At 72.0% G+C, this 16,480-nt stretch carries 12 protein-coding genes; 8 read left to right on the forward strand and 4 right to left on the reverse strand.

The genetic code is table 11. The features are described from left to right. Positions 1-106: 106 nt before the first annotated feature. Genes HH310_RS40135 through HH310_RS40145 form a run of 3 tightly spaced genes read right to left on the reverse strand, consistent with a single transcriptional unit; the run spans position 107 to position 6,160 of the window. On the reverse strand, positions 107-289 hold the full coding sequence (locus tag HH310_RS40135) for a hypothetical protein (protein ID WP_169181011.1): 183 nt from the start codon (positions 287-289) through the stop codon (positions 107-109). 19 nt (positions 290-308) lie between these two features. Next, positions 309-3,239, reverse strand: coding sequence for an FtsX-like permease family protein (locus HH310_RS40140; RefSeq protein ID WP_169181012.1), 2,931 nt, complete (start codon positions 3,237-3,239; stop codon positions 309-311). Next, the gene (locus HH310_RS40145) at positions 3,236-6,160 is read right to left on the reverse strand and encodes an FtsX-like permease family protein (RefSeq protein WP_169181013.1); all 2,925 of its coding nucleotides are present in this window, start codon (positions 6,158-6,160) and stop codon (positions 3,236-3,238) included. The genes HH310_RS40140 and HH310_RS40145 overlap by 4 nt, the downstream gene beginning before the upstream one ends. Positions 6,161-6,503: 343 nt before the next feature. Between HH310_RS40145 and HH310_RS40150 the strand changes: the two genes are divergently transcribed. From HH310_RS40150 to HH310_RS40180, 8 genes are all read left to right on the forward strand, one after another. After that, positions 6,504-7,937, forward strand: a complete 1,434-nt coding sequence (locus HH310_RS40150; protein WP_169181014.1) for a gamma-aminobutyraldehyde dehydrogenase — start codon at positions 6,504-6,506, stop codon at positions 7,935-7,937. A 24-nt stretch (positions 7,938-7,961) separates the two neighbouring features. Beyond that, the gene (locus tag HH310_RS40155; protein ID WP_169181015.1) at positions 7,962-8,810 is read left to right on the forward strand and encodes a DMT family transporter; all 849 of its coding nucleotides are present in this window, start codon (positions 7,962-7,964) and stop codon (positions 8,808-8,810) included. Between the two features lie 890 nt (positions 8,811-9,700). Then, complete coding sequence (locus HH310_RS40160) at positions 9,701-10,108, forward strand: NAD(P)H-dependent oxidoreductase (protein ID WP_312034641.1); 408 nt, start codon at positions 9,701-9,703, stop codon at positions 10,106-10,108. Further along, entirely contained in the window at positions 10,078-10,269 is a 192-nt protein-coding gene (locus tag HH310_RS44545) for a hypothetical protein (protein ID WP_248294893.1), read from the forward strand. The genes HH310_RS40160 and HH310_RS44545 overlap by 31 nt, the downstream gene beginning before the upstream one ends. A 199-nt stretch (positions 10,270-10,468) precedes the next feature. Beyond that, the gene (locus tag HH310_RS40165; protein WP_169181016.1) at positions 10,469-12,103 is read left to right on the forward strand and encodes a methyl-accepting chemotaxis protein; all 1,635 of its coding nucleotides are present in this window, start codon (positions 10,469-10,471) and stop codon (positions 12,101-12,103) included. 227 nt (positions 12,104-12,330) lie between these two features. Then, on the forward strand, positions 12,331-13,431 hold the full coding sequence (locus HH310_RS40170; protein ID WP_169181017.1) for a P1 family peptidase: 1,101 nt from the start codon (positions 12,331-12,333) through the stop codon (positions 13,429-13,431). Between the two features lie 138 nt (positions 13,432-13,569). After that, positions 13,570-14,139: a GNAT family N-acetyltransferase gene (locus HH310_RS40175; protein ID WP_169181018.1), complete on the forward strand. Its 570-nt coding sequence runs from the start codon at positions 13,570-13,572 to the stop codon at positions 14,137-14,139. 199 nt (positions 14,140-14,338) lie between these two features. Next, positions 14,339-15,280, forward strand: a complete 942-nt coding sequence (locus HH310_RS40180) for a hypothetical protein (RefSeq protein ID WP_169181019.1) — start codon at positions 14,339-14,341, stop codon at positions 15,278-15,280. 293 nt (positions 15,281-15,573) lie between these two features. Here the strand turns inward: HH310_RS40180 and HH310_RS40185 are convergent, their stop codons facing one another. After that, positions 15,574-16,443, reverse strand: coding sequence for an alpha/beta fold hydrolase (locus tag HH310_RS40185; protein WP_169181020.1), 870 nt, complete (start codon positions 16,441-16,443; stop codon positions 15,574-15,576). Between the last annotated feature and the right edge of the window lie 37 nt (positions 16,444-16,480).

The raw sequence follows: 16,480 nt of genomic DNA on the forward strand, positions 1-16,480 counted from the left end.
ATCGAGGCTAAGCCCAGCATGTGGTCGGGATTGCCACATAGTGGGATCGGCGACGGCGCCGCGGCCTGGCTCGGCCGCCCAAAGGGCCTGAACTCCGAAAGGCTCTTTAGAAACCGAGTCCATCGAGGATTCGCATGACGACGTTGGTTCTGTCGTCGGCCGCGTCCTCTTTCCCGGCGAGCAGAATGATCGCCTCGTCGATTTTGGCCACCACATCGGGCCGGCCGGCCTGGGCGGCGGCCTCCCGGAACTCCTTGGCGATCGTCAGAAGAGCACGCTCCTCGGTCATGCCGTCATGATAAGAAAAGTCAGCGGATCAGGCGCAACGTCCGCCGGCCCGCCAGCCCGGCCACGAACGCCAGCACGAGCAGGATCGCCACCGCTGTCACCACCACCACCGACGGCCGCGGCCACGACGAAAGCGGGAACGGCAACGGGTCGATACCGGCAAGCGGCAGCGCCCACCCGGTGATCCGCCACCCCAGCAACGCGATCACCACCCCGGCCGGCACCGCCATCGCGACCAGTACGGGATATGTCCACAGTGTCGCCCGCCGCAACACCGCCCGCCCGAGCCCTTGGTCGCGCAACGCGGTCAGGTCCTCGACCCGGCGCGCCCGGTCCACCGCCGAAGCCAGGATCAATGCTCCCGCCGCGAGTGCCACCGCCAGCACCGCGACCATCGCGTAGAACCACAATGCCAGCGCCGGCCCTTGGTCGTCCAGCCGCTGCCGGACCCGGGCCGCCGACGTGTCGCCGGTGATGACCAGTCTCTGGGCGGTCAGCCGGTCCAGGATGTCGGCGGGAGAGCGCGGCCCCAGCCACACCTCCGCCCCCTCGGACTGTGCCCCGTCGGTGGACATCCGGTCGGCATAGTCCAGGTCGATCAATGTGGCCGGCGCGCCCACGCCGGGGACCACCGGCAGGCGGGCCGCGACCTTGACCGGCATCTCCACAGCGTCCAGCCCGGTCATCTTCAGCAGCGACGGCCGGTCCGCGGCGGCCACCGGCACCGGCAGCGGCACGTCGGCCGGCTCGGCGAACATGCCCCGCAGGCCGTTCAACGACACCACGTCCATCTGCAGGCCGTCCGGCCCGGACCGGACCCGGCCGCCCGCGGCCGTCCGCCACGGCAGCGCGCCCAGCGACACCCCGCTCAGCGAGTGCACCACGATGTGCCCGGCCACGTCGGTCACCGTCGGGTCGGAGCTGACCTCGAAGGCGTTCACCAGGCAGCCTTTCGCGCACTCCGGCACGTCCGCCCGCCCGTACATGTGCCGCCCCTCGCGCAGCACGCCCAGCGGCACGATCTGATCCGCCAGCCCGGAGACGGGGGAGAGGAACACGGTCGCCGCCACCGACTTGTCCGCCGCGAAACCGGTCGTCGTGATGTCGAACAGGGCCTTCGGGCCGGGCAGCAGCACCCCGGTCGCCGGCGCCGGGTGCAACGCGTGCGCGACCGACGCGATCGACGGGCCGTCCGACGGCCAGGCGGCGACCGCGGCGAGCCGGGTGGAGTCCACCGCCAGGCCCGCCGTGCCCGGCAGCCGGATCGCGGCCATCGCGTACGCCCCGGACGGGTCCACCGCCCGCACCGCGCCGAGCAGGCCCTGCCGGCTGACCGCGCTGACCGTCACCACCCGCGCCGCGCCGGTGCCCAGCACGGACTGTTCCACGCGGCCCGCGGCTCCCACGTCGACGGCGTACGACGCGTACCCGGCAACCGCGACCGCCGCCGTGAGAAGCGCGAACAGCCGGACCGCCCCGGGGCGCCGGAAAAGCTGGAATCCGGCCAGCGCCAGCGCGAGCCGGCCACGGCTCAGCGCGCGGCGCGAGATCGGCCCGGCCCAGGGCAGCAGCAGACGCCCGACGATCATCGCCAGCGCGAGCAGCACCAGCGCGGTCGCGAACGTGCCGAGCCCGCGCAGGTCACGCCCGATCCCGAGCTGGACCGCGGCCACCCCGGCGAACACCACGAAGACGACCTCGAACGCGATCGCCACCGCGCTGTTCGGCACCACCGGCGCGCGGCGCAGCAGCTCGGCCACCGGCGTCGCGACCTGTTTGCGCTGGGCGACCAGCGCGGTCAGCACCGCGGCCCCGGCCGCGACCGGCGCCCAGCGCAGCGAGCCCAGCCCGGCGTCCGCCCCGACGTGCGGGAACCGCCACGCCGCGAACACGTTGACCAGCAGCTGGGCCGCCAGGCATCCGGCGATCGCGCCGGCCACGATGGCGACCACGCTCTCCCCGGTGGCGAGCCACCAGCGCTGGCCGAAACGAGCGCCGCGCAACGCCACCACGGCCAGTTCCGGGCGGCGACCCTCGGTGCCGTAGCCCACCGCCAGGAAAATGGTCAGGCAGCTCAGCAGCACCAGACAGACGGCGATGACCGGCACGATCCGGTGCGCGGCCTGCCGCCCCGAGTCGATGCGGGCGAGCAACGCCGGAAGGCTGGTGGTGAGCTGCATGCCGGACAGCTGGGCCACCTCGTCCAGTGAGGTGAGGCCGCTGCGGAGGGCGGGCAGCTTGTCCACGCCCAGCGAGGACGTCGACCCGTACCCGTCGATGGTGACGCCCGCGCGCCCGTGCTCGGTGCTCGCGAAGGTGGCGTTGGCGACGAACACCGGTTCCGCGCCGAGCGTGAAGTAGCCGTGCGATCCCCAGTAGACGTCGTTGGGCTGCGGCACGTCGTAGACCCCGGCCACGAGCAGCGTCTTCGGCGTCCCGTCCGGCTTCCAGTAGTCGCCGCCGGGGCCGCTGACGAACGTGGCGAAGGTGACCGTGACCTGGTCGCCGGGAGCGAGTTTCTGCTCCTTCGCGGTCGCGGCGCCGACCACGACGTCGCCTTCGCCGAGCAGGCAGCGCCCGGCGGTCATGCGCAGGTGATCACAGGCGAACTGCCGGTACACGAACCGGTCCGGCGAGATCGCGGTGCCCCGGACGCCGAGCACCGGGAACTCGGTGGCGTAGACGTAGTCGAACCCGGGCAGCGCGACCAGCGCGTCCCCGGTGCTGTCCAGGTTGACCTGGTCCGCTCCCGGCTGCGCGACGGTGGATAGGGTGACCGAGCGCTCCCCGGCGGTGGACACCTCGACCTGCCCGGCCGCCACCGCCCGGTCGGCGGCGCGCAGATAGGCGGGCGCGGCCACCGCGGCAGCCACCCCGAACAGCGACAGCAGCGCGAGGGTGACGGCCTGGCCGCGGCGGTTCCACACCATCGCGAGGACGAGCGCGATCATCGAAGCCTCCGGATCAGCGGCAGCGCCGAGAGCCAGGCGGTCACGCCGAGCACGGCCAGGGCGAACAGCAACGCCAGCAGGAGGGCGGACCCCCCGAGAGCGCCCGGCGGCGGCAGCACGTCCCATCCGTCGGCGAACGCGGGTGCCACCACCCCGGCGAGCGGGCGGGCCACGAGCGCCGCGAGGACGCCGGCCGCGAGCCCCGCCAGCACCAGGGCGGTGCTCCCGGCGTACGCGGTGGACAATGCCGCCCGGCGCGAGAGGCCCTGCACGCGCAACGCCCGCAGTTGCTCGGCCTGGGGTTCCTGCTCGACCGCCGCGCCGACCGCGACCATCGCCGCGGCCAGCAGCACCGCGATGCCGACCGTGAACAGACCGAATTGCGCGGTCACCACGGAATCCTCGGCGGCCAGGTCGGCGGCCCGGCCGGCCACGGTGCGGTCGTCGAGCACCGGCAAGCCGATCGCTCGAACGACGCTGGCCGGCGCGTCCGACGCCAGCCACACCTGGAACGTTCCGCCCTCGAAACCGAGGCGGCGCAACGAATCCAGGTCGGCCATCACCCCGGTGCGGCCCACCACGGGCAGCACCGCGGGCCGGCCGACGATCCGGGCCGCGGTCGCCGCCGCGCCGAATCCGGGCAGCGTGGCGTCGTCGAAACGCCAGCCCGAGGGCGTCGGACCGGCCAGGAGCAGGGGCAGCGGCAGGGACGTGTCCACCGCGTACACCCGGGTGCCGATGATGACCGCGTCGGCGGTCTTGGCGGCCGGCGCGATCTTGAGGCCGTCGTCGGTGGCGAGCTGCACGGCCAGCCCGGTGAAGTCGGTGCGCCACCGGGACGCGTCGGCCAGCGTCGCCGAGTCCAGGACGGTGGCGGACGGCTCCTGCTGCGTGAGACTGTGGATGGTCAGCGAGCCGGTGACGTCGGGCCCCGCGAACATGTCCCAGTTGACCAGCCGGCACCCGGGCGCCGTGGCACAGCCCGGCACCGCGGCCGAGACGGTGTTCGCCCCCGGCCGGATGTGGGTGAACTCGGCCTGGACGACCGCCCCGGTGCCTTCGTGCTGCAGGGTGAGCCCGAGCCTGGTCTGCTGCCGCTGCGCGCTGGTGACCGACAACTCGAGCCGGCGCCCGGTGATCAGCGGCAACGGCGCGGGCGGCGGCGCGGCGGCCGGGAACGTCATGCCCGTGACCGCGGCGAGGCGCGTCGTGTCCACCGCGAGGATCGGCGGGCTGCTCTTCGAGTCGACGACGGCGGCCATCGCGTACCGGCCGGAGGGGTCCGCGTGGCGCACCGCGTCGAGCAGCCGGGTACGCGTCGCCGCGGACACCGTCAGCACCCGGTCGGCGCCCAGCTCCTGCTCGGCCCGGGCATGCTGCTCGGCCCGCCCGGCCAGCAGCCCGCCCAGGGACAGCGCGAACACCGCGACCGACACCACGACGAGCGCGAACACGCGGTCGGTGCCCGGCTGCCGGGAGAACCGCACGGCGGTCAGCCCGGCGCGTAATCGCCCGGCCCGCACGGCCGCGCCACCCGCACGATCGGCGAGCCCGCGCAGCAGCCGGGCCAGGATCAGCGCGACGGCGAGCGCGACCAGCGCCGGGGCGGCCACCCCGAGACCGTTCGCCGGGCCGCCCGAGCGGGCCTGATAGGCCGCCCCCACGGCGAGCGCCACGAACGCGACGTCGATGGCCAGCGAACGCCAGTCGCCGCGGGTCGCGGGCACCCGGCGCAGCAGCGCGACCACCGGCGCCCGGTGCGCGATCGTGTCCACCAGGGTGAGCGCGAGCAGCCCGCCGAGCAGCACGATCAGCACCGCGGCAAGCGAGGCGAGCACGGCCAGCCACCACTCTGTGCGCACCGGGAGACGGCCGGCGAGCAACCAGCCGGCGAGGAACCCGAGCGGCATCCCGGCCACCGCGCCGGCGATCAGCGGCACCAGATGCTGACCGGTGGCCAGGCGCATGATGCCACCGCGGGTGCTGCCGCGCAGCTTCAGCAGCCCGGCGTCCTCGCGGCGGTCGCGACCGGTGAACCGGCCGGCCAGCGCGAACGCGAACCAGCCCAGCACCACCACGAGACCGAGCGGGATCAGCACGCCCCGCGCCACCGCGGCCTTGCCGTTGTACACCGCGACCAGCAGCGGATCGGTCGGGTCGGACAGCGTGATCTGCCCGGCCGAGAACGCCTCCTTCGCCGAGTCCAGCTGGGATTCCAGGTCGTATCCGTCGTCGCCGCGCAGCAGCGCCTCGGGCACCACGACGTCGTTGCTGAACACCGCGTGCCCGAGCGCGGGCTGCCGGAACGTGTCCAGCGTGGTGAACCCGGCGTCGAGGTCGCCGTGCGACAGGAACAGCGGGTCGGACCAGTACACCGGATCGGTCGGCTCGTAGATCGCGGTGATGCGCAGCAGCAACGGCGTGGTGCCGCTGGCCGGTTTCAGCGGCAGCGTGTCGCCGGTGCGTTTGGTCATCGCGTCGGCGGCGCGCGCGGTCAGCGCCACCTCACCGGGCGCGGATGGGCACTTCCCGGTGAGCCGGGCATGCGCGCAGAAGTCGTCCCGGTAGGCGAGCGGCAGCTGCGACGGCACGTTGGCCTTGCGCGGATCGACGTAGCGCATCTCGGCCTCGATGCCGGCCACCGGCCGGGCGCCGGGCAGCGGAAGCAGGCCGCCGACGGTGGCGCCGAACGCGTCCAGCGCGGCGCGCGGATCCCCGCCGGTGTCGCCCTCCTTGTTGGCCAGCAACACCTTCTGCTGGATCGGCGCGGTGGAGACGTGGGCCTGCGCCGCGCGGGTCGCCGCCGCGAGCCCGTACCAGGGCGCGGCCGCCGCCACCGTCGCGAGCAGCCCCGCGAGGATGAACATCATGAGGGATTGACCGGCACGACGCCGCACCGCGCCGAAGCTCACGAAGTACATCACCGCAACCGCGCCGCCTTCATGGTCAGTTATCGCTGTCCCGGCAGGCTAGTCGTTCGGGCCGTCCTCGCGCGGTCCCGTCCACAGGCTCCGGCTGTAAAGCACAGCGATTTGCGGCCAATCCGAGATTTCCTGTGGACAGACGAGCTCCCCAGGCAAGATCAACCCCTTCATCCCGTACGGCGTCGGATATGTCCCCTGGCGCTCAGCGAGCCAGGCAGGTGCATACGGCCATAGCGCGCCGCCGGGCGGCGTCGTGGTTTCCCGTTCGGCACCCCTTGTCAGCGACGGAATCAGTGAAAGGATGGGCCCAAAAGTGTCCGATCCTGCGTCTGGAGCTCGAGTGACCGCCAAGACCGTGTTGCACAACTTCATCGGTGGCGCGCCGTCGGCGCCCGCCGAGGGCCGTTACGAGGACCTCATCGACCCCGCCACCGCCGACGTGTTCGCCTCCGCGCCGGTGTCCGGCAAGCCGGACGTGGACCGCGCTATGGAGGCGGCCGCGCTCGCGTTCGAGAAGTGGGGCAGGACCACGCCGAGCGAGCGGCAGCAGGCGCTGCTGAAGTTCGCCGACGCGGTCGAGGCGAAGACCGACGAGCTGGTCGCGGCCGAGTCGCAGAACACCGGCAAGCCGCTGGGCCTGACCGCGAGCGAGGAATTACCGCCGGCGATCGACCAGATCCGCTTCTTCGCGGGCGCGGCCCGGCTGCTCGAAGGCCGGTCCGCGGGTCAATACCTGGCGGGCTTCGAGTCGTACGTGCGGCGCGAGCCGATCGGCGTGTGCGCCCAGGTCACCCCGTGGAACTACCCGCTGATGATGGCGGTGTGGAAGCTCGCCCCGGCGCTCGCGGCCGGCAACACGGTGGTGCTCAAACCGTCCGACACCACGCCGGTCACCACCGTGATGCTCGCCGAGATCGCCGCCGAGTTCCTGCCGCCGGGCGTGCTCAACGTCGTGGTCGGCGACCGCGACACCGGCCGCGAGCTGGTCACCCACCCGACCCCGCGGATGGTGTCGATCACCGGTTCGGTCCGCGCGGGCATGGAGGTGGCCGCCGCCGCGTCCGCCGACCTCAAGCGCACCCACCTGGAACTGGGCGGCAAGGCCCCGGTGGTGGTCTTCGACGACGCCGACGTGGCAGCGGCCGCCGAGGCGATCGGCACGGCCGGCTATTTCAACGCCGGCCAGGACTGCACCGCCGCGACGCGGGTGCTGGCCGGCCCGCGGGTCTACGCCGACTTCGTGGACGCGCTGTCCGCGTTCGCCCGCGGCACCAAGACCGGCGAGGCCGACGACGAGGAAGTGCTGTACGGCCCGCTGAACAACGCCCGCCAGTTCGACCGGGTGTCCGGCTTCGTCGACCGCCTGCCCGACCACGCCCGCCTCAACGCCGGCGGCGCCCGGTTCGGCGACCGCGGCTACTACTACTCGCCGACCGTGGTCTCCGGCCTGCGCCAGACCGACGAGCTGATCCAGGACGAGGTGTTCGGCCCGGTCATCACGGTCCAGCAGTTCACCGACGAGGACCAGGCGGTCGGGTGGGCCAACGGCGTCGAGTACGGCCTGGCGTCCTCGGTCTGGACGAAGGACCACGCGCGCGCGATGCGGATGACCCAGCGCCTCGACTTCGGCTGCGTCTGGGTGAACTGCCACATCCCGCTGGTCGCCGAGATGCCGCACGGCGGTTTCAAGCACTCCGGGCACGGCAAAGACCTTTCCGTGTACGGGCTGGAGGACTACACCCGCATCAAGCACGTCATGCACAGCCTGGGCTGATCCGACCCCGTCTCGAGGCTGTCGATGACCGTCGTCCTGGCCCTGCTCGCGGCGGTGAGCTACGGCGTGGGCGACTTCATCGGCGGCCTCGGCGGGCGCCGCTCGCACCCCGCGCTGATACCGGTCGCCGTGCAGATCGTCGGCGTGGCCGCCGCCGTCGTCGCGGCCCTCACGCTCGGCGGCACGCCGACCGCACACGTGTGGGCGTGGGGCGCCCTCAGCGGCGTGGGCAGCGGCATCGGCAACGTGTGTCTGCTCCGCGGCCTGGCGGTCGGCCGGATGAGCATCGTCGCCCCGCTCTCCGCCGTGATCACCGCGGCGCTGCCGGCCGTGGTGGGCCTGCTCTCCGGCGACCGGCTGGCCTGGTTCGGCTGGGCCGGGATCGTCCTGGCGCTGCCCGCCGTGGCCCTGGCGTCGTCGTCCCCGTCCGGCGCCGGCTCCCGCTGGACCGACGTCGGCTACGGCCTGGGCGCGGGCCTAGGCTTCGGGATCCTGTTCGTCGCCCTGGACCGGGCCGGCCCCGACGCCGGCGGATGGCCGCTGCTGCCCGGCCAGGCGGTGGCCCTGCTCATCGTGCTGGCGACGGCCGCGCGCCCGGTCATCCGCCTGCACCGGACCCGCCAGCCCTGGAAGCTCGGTGCCGTCGCACGGTGGGGCGGCGCGGCCGGCCTCCTGGGCGCCGGCGGCAACCTGGGCTTCCTGCTCGCCACCGGCACCGGCCAGCTGACCATCGCCGCGGTCCTGGCCAGCCTCTACCCCGCCGTCACCGTCACGCTGGCCGCGCTGGTCCTGCACGAACGCATCCACCGCTCCCAGCGGGCCGGCCTCCTGGCCGCGACCGTCGCCATCCTCCTGATAGTCACCGGCGGCTAGCCGAGTAAGCCCTAAGCCGAGCCAGCGGCCGTAGGCGAGTCAGTGGCCGTAGGCGAGTCAGTGGCCGTGGGCGAGTCAGTGGCCGTGGGCGAGTCAGTGGCCGTGGGCGAGTCAGTGGCCGTGGGCGAGTCAGTGGCCGTAGGCGAGTCAGCGGCCGTAGGTGAATCGGTGGCCGTGGGCGAGTCAGTGGCCATAGGTGAATCGGTGGCCGTAGGCGATCAGCGATCTGATGCCGACCAGGTGACACACGGTGGCCGACCGGCTTTGCCGTCGGTCCGTCCGTCCGTCCGCCAGCCCGCCCGGCCACCTCTCCCACATATCCGACATTTCGCGAAATCTCCTCGATCGGCTGGGCCGCTGGACGGGCGGGTTCGCCCCGCGGCCGCGCGGCGCTTCCATTCCGTGAGACGGGTGACCGCTTGGTGAGACCCACGCCCGCATTATGGACCCACTATCCGCGATGTGGGACCGGCGTCCATTGTAGAGAGTATATTTGTCAGGTAACGAGGCTTTCGCCCGGCGGGTTTTTCTGACCGAGTGTGAACCTTGGAGAGTTATGGTTCGCATGTGGGCGCAACTTTCCAAGGTTCACAAAAATCCACGATGTGACCGCGGTGTCCACATAGCAGGACGCCCGGCGGCGAACGGATCGCCGCAGCGCCTCAGCTCTGGCACTACCGCACCGCCGGGCCGCACCGCGCGAGCAACTCGAGCGGAGCTCAAGTGATAGCGATCGAAAGTGGCGAAATGGTGCCTGACGGAGTCTCCGGCCGAAGGTAATGATCAGCGCGCCGACGACTGCGAGCCCCGCGCGCCAGGATTGGTCCCGCGCGGAAGGGGCACTAAGATTGCTGTAACAAGCAAGTAGTGCCGGAGATCGGAAGCGCGCCGTGAGTGACCTCAATCTTCTCGTGATCGTGGCCAGCACCCGGCCGGGGCGGGCCGGATTGCCGGTTTCGCGATGGTTCGTCGACGTCGCCAAGGGGCACGGCGGGTTCCACGTGTCGGTCGCCGACCTGGCGGAGGAGAATTTGCCGCTGCTCGACGAGCCGTACCACCCGAAGCGCCGCAACTATCAGAACGAGCACACCAAGCGCTGGAGCGAGAAGGTCGCGGCGGCGGACGCGTTCGTGTTCATCAACCCGGAGTACAACTACGGGATCGGGGCGCCGCTCAAGAACGCGCTGACTACCTCTACCACGAGTGGAACTACAAGCCGGCCAGCGTGGTCAGCTACGGGGCAGTGTCCGGCGGCGTCCGGTCGAACATGGCGCTGCAGGGGTCGGCGTACTCGCTGAAGATGTTCGTGCTCCCGGAGTCGGTGAACATCCCGTACGTGCACAACTTCCTCGCCGGCGGCGAGTTCACGCCCACCGACGTCATGTCCACCGCCGCCACGACCATGCTCGACGAACTGGTCAAGGTCGCGACCGCGCTGCGCCCGTTGCGCGGCAGGTAGAACAGCTAAGGCTCCGTGGGGCTGCTGGGCCGGGAGTGCGGAATCGGTGCCGCTGAGCCGGGTTCGCAGGCGACGAACACCTCAAGGCGGCACATCCCGGCTGTTTCGCGACGGACCGCCTATCCGGCAAAAACCGCACGTCGCTCCGTGCCCGAATCGTACGGTGAGGGCCACCCCCGAAGGCGGAGGCAGGAGTGGGATGAGCGCGACCACGACGACCGTGACGATGCCGGCGACCGGCAAAGGACGCAACTTCATCGGCGATCTCGGAGTCCAGGTCAAGATCGGGCTCATCGTCGGGATCGGGGTCCTCGTCGCGGTGGTGATCGGCACCATCTCGCTGCACGCCCTGTCGGCCTCGGCCACGGCGGCCCACAACCTGTACGTGAACAACGTGCCCAGCGTGCGCGCGCTCGGCCAGGTCAGCACCGCGATGGCGCAGAGCCGGGTGGACCTCGCACAACAGCTGATCTCGCTGGACCAGACGATGACCAGTAAGTACGCCGCGGAGTTCAAGGAAGACCTGAACGCCGTGGACACGGCCCTCGCCGACTATCACAAGAGTGGCCCGGCCGCACCGGACGCCCAGATCGCCGAGCTCGAGTCGAACTGGCAGAAGTACGCCGACATCGCCGAAAGCACACAGCTCGTCAACGGGGAACGCAAGGACGTCAAGGCCTGGCAGACGGTCCGCGACCAGCAGACGGGCCCGCTGTTCGCCGAGATCGACAAACAGCTCACCGACCTGTCCGCCGCCGAGTCCTCGGACGCCGCGACGATGGCCGGAAAGGCCCAGGACGGCTACGAGTCGAGCCGGCTGCGCACGATCCTCCTGCTGGTGTTCGGTGGGCTCGCGGCGATCGTCATCGGCGGGTGGATCGCCCGGGTCATCGTGCGGTCGCTGCGCCGCGTCCAGGCGGTGTGCGAGGGCCTCGCCGACGGCGACCTGACCCGTACCACCGGCTTGGAAAGCGCCGACGAACCGGGCCGCATGGGCCGCGCCCTCGACACCGCGATGCACCGCCTGCGCCAGACCGTCACCACGATCAGCGCGTCGGCGACGTCGCTGGCCGCCGCGTCCGAGCAGATGGAGGGCGTGGCACACCAGATCGCCTCGTCCGCCGAGGAGACCTCGGTGCAGGCCCAGGCGGTGTCCGCCGCGGCCGAGGAGATCTCGCGCAGCGTGGACACGGTCTCGGCGGGCAGCGAGGAGATGGGCGCGTCGATCCGCGAGATCTCGCAGAACGCGTCCGAGGCGGCGCAGGTCGCCGGCGAGGCCGTCGGACTGGCGGCCCGCACCTCGACGACGATGAACCAGCTGGGCGAGTCGTCCAACGAGATCGGCAACGTCATCAAGACGATCACCGCGATCGCCGAGCAGACCAACCTGCTCGCCTTGAACGCGACGATCGAGGCGGCCCGCGCCGGCGAGGCGGGCAAGGGTTTCGCGGTGGTCGCGTCCGAGGTGAAGGATCTGGCTCAGGAGACCGCGCGGGCCACCGAGGACATCTCGCGCCGGGTGGAGGCGATCCAGGCCGACACCGGCGGCGCGGTCATCGCCATCGAGGAGATCAGCCGCGTGATCGCCCGGATCAGCGACTTCCAGACCACGATCGCCTCGGCCGTCGAGGAGCAGACCGCCACGACCGCCGAGATGTCCCGTTCGGTCAGCGAGGCCGCGACCGGCACCAACGAGATCTCCCAGAACATCACCGGCGTCGCGGAGGCGGCCCGGCTGACGACCGAGGGCGTCCAGCAGTCCCAGCAGGCGACCGGCGACCTGGCCCGGATGTCGGCCGAGCTGACGAGTTTGGTCTCCACTTTCCGCTACTGACCGGGTTTGATGTCCGGGTGCGCCTTTTCCCGGCTCCGCCCGCCGCCTCGCCCGCCCCGGCACCGTCGGTGGCGGCCTCGTCTGATCCGGCAGCGTCAGTGGCGACTTCGTCTGATCCGGCAGCGTCGGTCGCGGCTTCGTCCGATCCGGCGCCGTCGGTGGCGGCCTCGTCTGGTCCGGCACCGTCGGCTTCGACCGGGGCAGCCGATTCGTCCGGGCGGGCGGCGGTGCCTTCTCCGGCTTTCCTCTCGGCTCGGGCCGGGCACTGGACCGGCGACGGGACCGGCGTCACGGTGATACTTCCGCCGCCGGGCACGGTGGGCTCCGGCGAAGTCCGCGGCGGCGCACCAGCCACCCGCGAGTTCGACCTGCTCGACCCGGTACGCCTGGTGGACCGCGTCGACGCTGTCGTGTTGTCCGGCGGCTCGGCCTTCGGGTTGGCCGCCGCCGACGGGGTGGCCCGGCTGCTCCGCGAGCGCGGCGATGGCTTCCCGACGCCGCTGGGCCCGGTCCCCGTGGTCGTGGGCATGTCCCTTTTCGACGGCTCGGTGGCCACGACCCCGCCCGGCGCATCGTCCGGCGAGGCCGCGTTGCTGGACGCGTTGTCGGACTCAGCCGAGCCGTTCCCCACCGGCCGCGTCGGCGCCGGAACCGGTGCCCACACGGGAAAGTGGCGCTCCCGCACCGACCCCGGCGGCGTGGGCATCGCGTACGGCAGGGTCGGCCCCGCCTCGGTCGTCGTGATCGTCGCCGTGAACGCGTGGGGCGACGTGATCACCCAAGCCGAACCCACAGTCTCTGCCGCAGATATGCTCACCCCCGATGTCCCGTTCGGCCGCGGCAACACGACGATCGCCGTGGTGCTCACGGACGCACGACTGTCCAAAAGCGACTGCTTCCTGCTGGCTCAGAGCGGCCACACCGGCTTCGCGCGCGCGATCCACCCGGCGCATTCGCGCTACGACGGCGACGCGGTGGTCGCGCTGGCAACCGGCGAGCTGCCCACGCCCGCGGCGGATAAGGGCGGCGGCACCGTGCCCGCGTCGGAGCGGGGCGGCGCCAGGGTGCCCGCGTCGGAGCTGGGCAGCGGCAGCGTGCCCGCGTCGGAGCGGGGCGGCGCCAGGGTGCCCGCGTCGGAGCTGGGCAGCGGCAGCGTCCCCACGTCGGAGCAGGGCGGCGCCAAGGTGCCCGCATCGAAGCAAGGCGGCGGCACCGCGCCCGCGCCGAACCCGGGCAGCGGCGCCGTCCAGGTCGACCTCGACCTGCTGCGGGCGGTAACCGCCGAGGTCACGGCGGACGCGATCCGCTCCGCGGTGCGCTCGGACTGATCTTCGGCTTCGGGGTGACGGGACGGCCGGGCGGGTGCGGCTCGCGGGACGTTCGGCTCATGCTTCTTTCTACCGTGGGGGTACGACATTTTCGCGTGAGCGCTTGCCCAGCCGCCGGGTGGCCGCGATTCTTGCCGGATGGAGACCGAGCGATCACCGTACGCCGTACGGGCCCTCGATGAGTCGACATGGCCCGCCTTCGCCGCGCTGGTGGAGCGCAACAACGGGATCTTCGGCGGCTGCTGGTGCCTGGGGTTCCACGAGGATCTGTCGCGCACCGACCCGGCGCTCAACCGCGAAGCCAAACTGAGGCGCGTCCGATCCGGCGACGCCCACGCCGCGCTGGTGTTCGACGGCGACGACTGCGTAGGCTGGGCCCAGTTCGGTCCGCCCGCCGAGCTGCCCCGGATCAAGAGCCGCGCTCGGTACGAGAAGGGTCGCACCACCACCCCGGACTGGCGGATCGCCTGCTGCTACGCGGGCAAGGGACGCCGCCGCCGGGGCGTGTCGACGGCCGCGATCGCCGGAGCCCTCGACCTGATCGCGGACCTGGGCGGCGGCACCGTCGAGGGATACCCCGAGGACGCCGCCTCGGTGCCCGCCGGGTTCCTCTTCAACGGCGCGCTGTCGACCTACGAGAGGCTCGGCTTCATCCGCGACCGCAAGATCGGCAAGCACCGGTGGGTGGTCACCCGCGTCATCGGCTGACGCCTTGAGCGCTCGCACGCGGGCACGGGGCCGCCGTCGCCCGGCCGCCGCGCCTGCTCGGCCCAGGGCGGCCGACGCACCGCTGACGCGTCACCCCCGGGCACCGGGCGCTCGCGTCGTGCCCGGGCGCCGCCGCGGACCGCACACCGGCTCGGCCCGCCCGGACCGCCGCGCCTTCCTTGATCCATACTGACCGACCATGGAGGATCCGTTCGCCGGGCTCGAGGACTGGGCCAAGGAGACCGAGCGCAAGGTGCGGCGCGAGGTCCGCCCACCCCGTCCGCCCCGGCCGCCGCACGCACGCAGGCGTTTTCTGCCCGTGGTGCTGGCCCTGGTCGTCGCCGGCATCGTCGTCGCGGTGGCGGTCCCGCGCATCAGGTCCTGGCTGCCTTCGGGGAACGGCGCCTCGGCGTACGCGACGCAAGCGGTGCCCGACGGCGTCACGGTGACCACGACGGAGAGCGCCAAGCCGGCGTCACCGTTCACCGGGACGCCGGCCGAGGCGTACCCGATCGCGGAGCAAGGAATCACCCTGCCGAAAGCGACCGCCGTGAGCGGATTTACCGCGTCCGAGGTGGACGCTTCACTGCACAAAGTGCGGACCGCGATGATCGCCACCCGGCTGGACCAAGCGATGCTGATCGCGCACAACCCGAAGCCGTTTCTCGCGATGGTGTCCCCGGGCCAGCGCGACGACCTGGCCGGGTGGTTCCGCGACGCGAAGTTCAGTTCGCTGGCCACCTGGATCTACCCGGCCGTCCACCTCGACCCGGCGGAGCGCCCGCGCGTGAGCGGCCGCGTGACCTATGCTTCGGCGAAGGTCGACGGCGTTCAAACCCTGCAAATAACCACAAACTTCGTCTGGGTGTACGCCTTCACGGGCCCCGACCGTCCGCTGGTGACCGTGCATGACCAGGTGCGCTGGGAGTTCCCGAAGCCCGCCGCGACCGTCGCCAAGGACCGCGGCATGTGGGTGGCGGACGTGCAGGGCTACCGTTTCGGCGTGGACTGCGCGCTCGCCGGGCAGGGACTGCTCGCCCCGACCCCGCAGACGGCGGTTCCGTCGTCGCCGCCGAGCGAGCCCGCCGGAAACTACATGCACACCGACCACGCCCTGGACATCGCGGACAACTGCGCCTGACGCCGATCTTTCGCGTTAGAGGTCTCGGGCTGATCGACTCGCTACTCGCGTCATCTGGGCGGGTGGGCCTTGCCGATGGCAGCCCGGGTCGTTTCGTAGCCCGGGCGGCCGGGATCGCAGCGCGGCGGCTCGGGACCGGGCGTCGCCGAGCGGGCCGCGTCAGCCAGGCGTCCGCCACCGCCGGTCGCGGACCGCCGGTCGCGGGTTGCCCGACCCGCACGAAGTCGCGATCCGCTGCGGCCCGGCTCGAGAACGAAGCGGATTCGGACCCGACCTGGAAAGGTCTCCAGCGCCTACGCCCGGGCCGCGTTCCCCACGATCGCCCCGATCAACTGCGGCCACAAAGCGCGCGGTAAGTCGTGACCCATTCCAGGAAACGTCACCAGCGACGCCCCCGGAACCGCGCCCGCCGTCGCCCGCCCCCCACTCACATCGACCAGCGGATCAGCCTCGCCGTGGATCACCACCGTCGGAGCCGTCACCTCGTGCAACGGCGCAGTACGGTCAGCCGACGCCAGCAGCGCCGACAGCTGCCGCGCGCTACCGGCCGGCCGGAAGCTGCGGTCGTACTTCGCCGCCGCCCGGCGCCGCAGTTCCGGCTCGGACGCCGGATACGCCGGGGAGCCGATCATCCGGGACGCCGCGGCGCCGGCGGCGATGGCCTCCTCGCGCGTCCGCGCTGCCGGGCGGGTGATCGCGGCGGCCGCCTCCGGCGTGGGACGGCCCACCGAACGGTCGCCCGTCGTCGACATGATGGAGCACAGGCTGGCGGTCAGGTCCGGGTGGTCGATGACGAACTGCTGCGCGATCATGCCGCCCATCGAGGCGCCGACGATGTGGGCACGCGCGACACCCAGCGCCTTGAGCAGGCCGGCCGCGTCGGCGGCCATGTCGGCGAACGAGTACGCCACGGTGGACGGATCGCCGCCGAGGATGGCGGGCAGGTCGGGGACGCCGAGGTCGTCGAGCGAAGTGGACAGCCCGGCGTCCCGGTTGTCCATCAGGATCAGGTAGAAGCCACGGTCGGCGAGCTGCTGGCAGAACTCGTCCGGCCAGTCGATGAGCTGCGCGCCGATTCCCATGATCAGCAGCATCGGCGGATCGGCGGGGTCGCCGAGCGTCTCGTAGTGGATGTCCAGGGCGTTCACGCGTACAGAGGGCACGGCGCAAAGCATAAACTTTCCAGAAACAAAGACTTCA

The sequence above is a fragment of the Actinoplanes sp. TBRC 11911 genome, from assembly GCF_012933445.1.
GTDB lineage: Bacteria > Actinomycetota > Actinomycetes > Mycobacteriales > Micromonosporaceae > Actinoplanes.

Bases quoted from the DNA above. Each gene is read 5' to 3' on its own strand.
- HH310_RS40135 (WP_169181011.1), bottom strand. From the start codon at position 289: ATGACCGAGGAGCGTGCTCTTCTGACGATCGCCAAGGAGTTCCGGGAG.
- HH310_RS40180 (WP_169181019.1), top strand. From the start codon at position 14,339: ATGGAGGATCCGTTCGCCGGGCTCGAGGACTGGGCCAAGGAGACCGAG.
- HH310_RS40175 (WP_169181018.1), top strand. From the start codon at position 13,570: ATGGAGACCGAGCGATCACCGTACGCCGTACGGGCCCTCGATGAGTCG.
- HH310_RS40155 (WP_169181015.1), top strand. From the start codon at position 7,962: ATGACCGTCGTCCTGGCCCTGCTCGCGGCGGTGAGCTACGGCGTGGGC.
- HH310_RS40165 (WP_169181016.1), top strand. From the start codon at position 10,469: ATGAGCGCGACCACGACGACCGTGACGATGCCGGCGACCGGCAAAGGA.
- HH310_RS40140 (WP_169181012.1), bottom strand. From the start codon at position 3,239: ATGATCGCGCTCGTCCTCGCGATGGTGTGGAACCGCCGCGGCCAGGCC.
- HH310_RS44545 (WP_248294893.1), top strand. From the start codon at position 10,078: ATGGCGCTGCAGGGGTCGGCGTACTCGCTGAAGATGTTCGTGCTCCCG.
- HH310_RS40145 (WP_169181013.1), bottom strand. From the start codon at position 6,160: ATGTACTTCGTGAGCTTCGGCGCGGTGCGGCGTCGTGCCGGTCAATCC.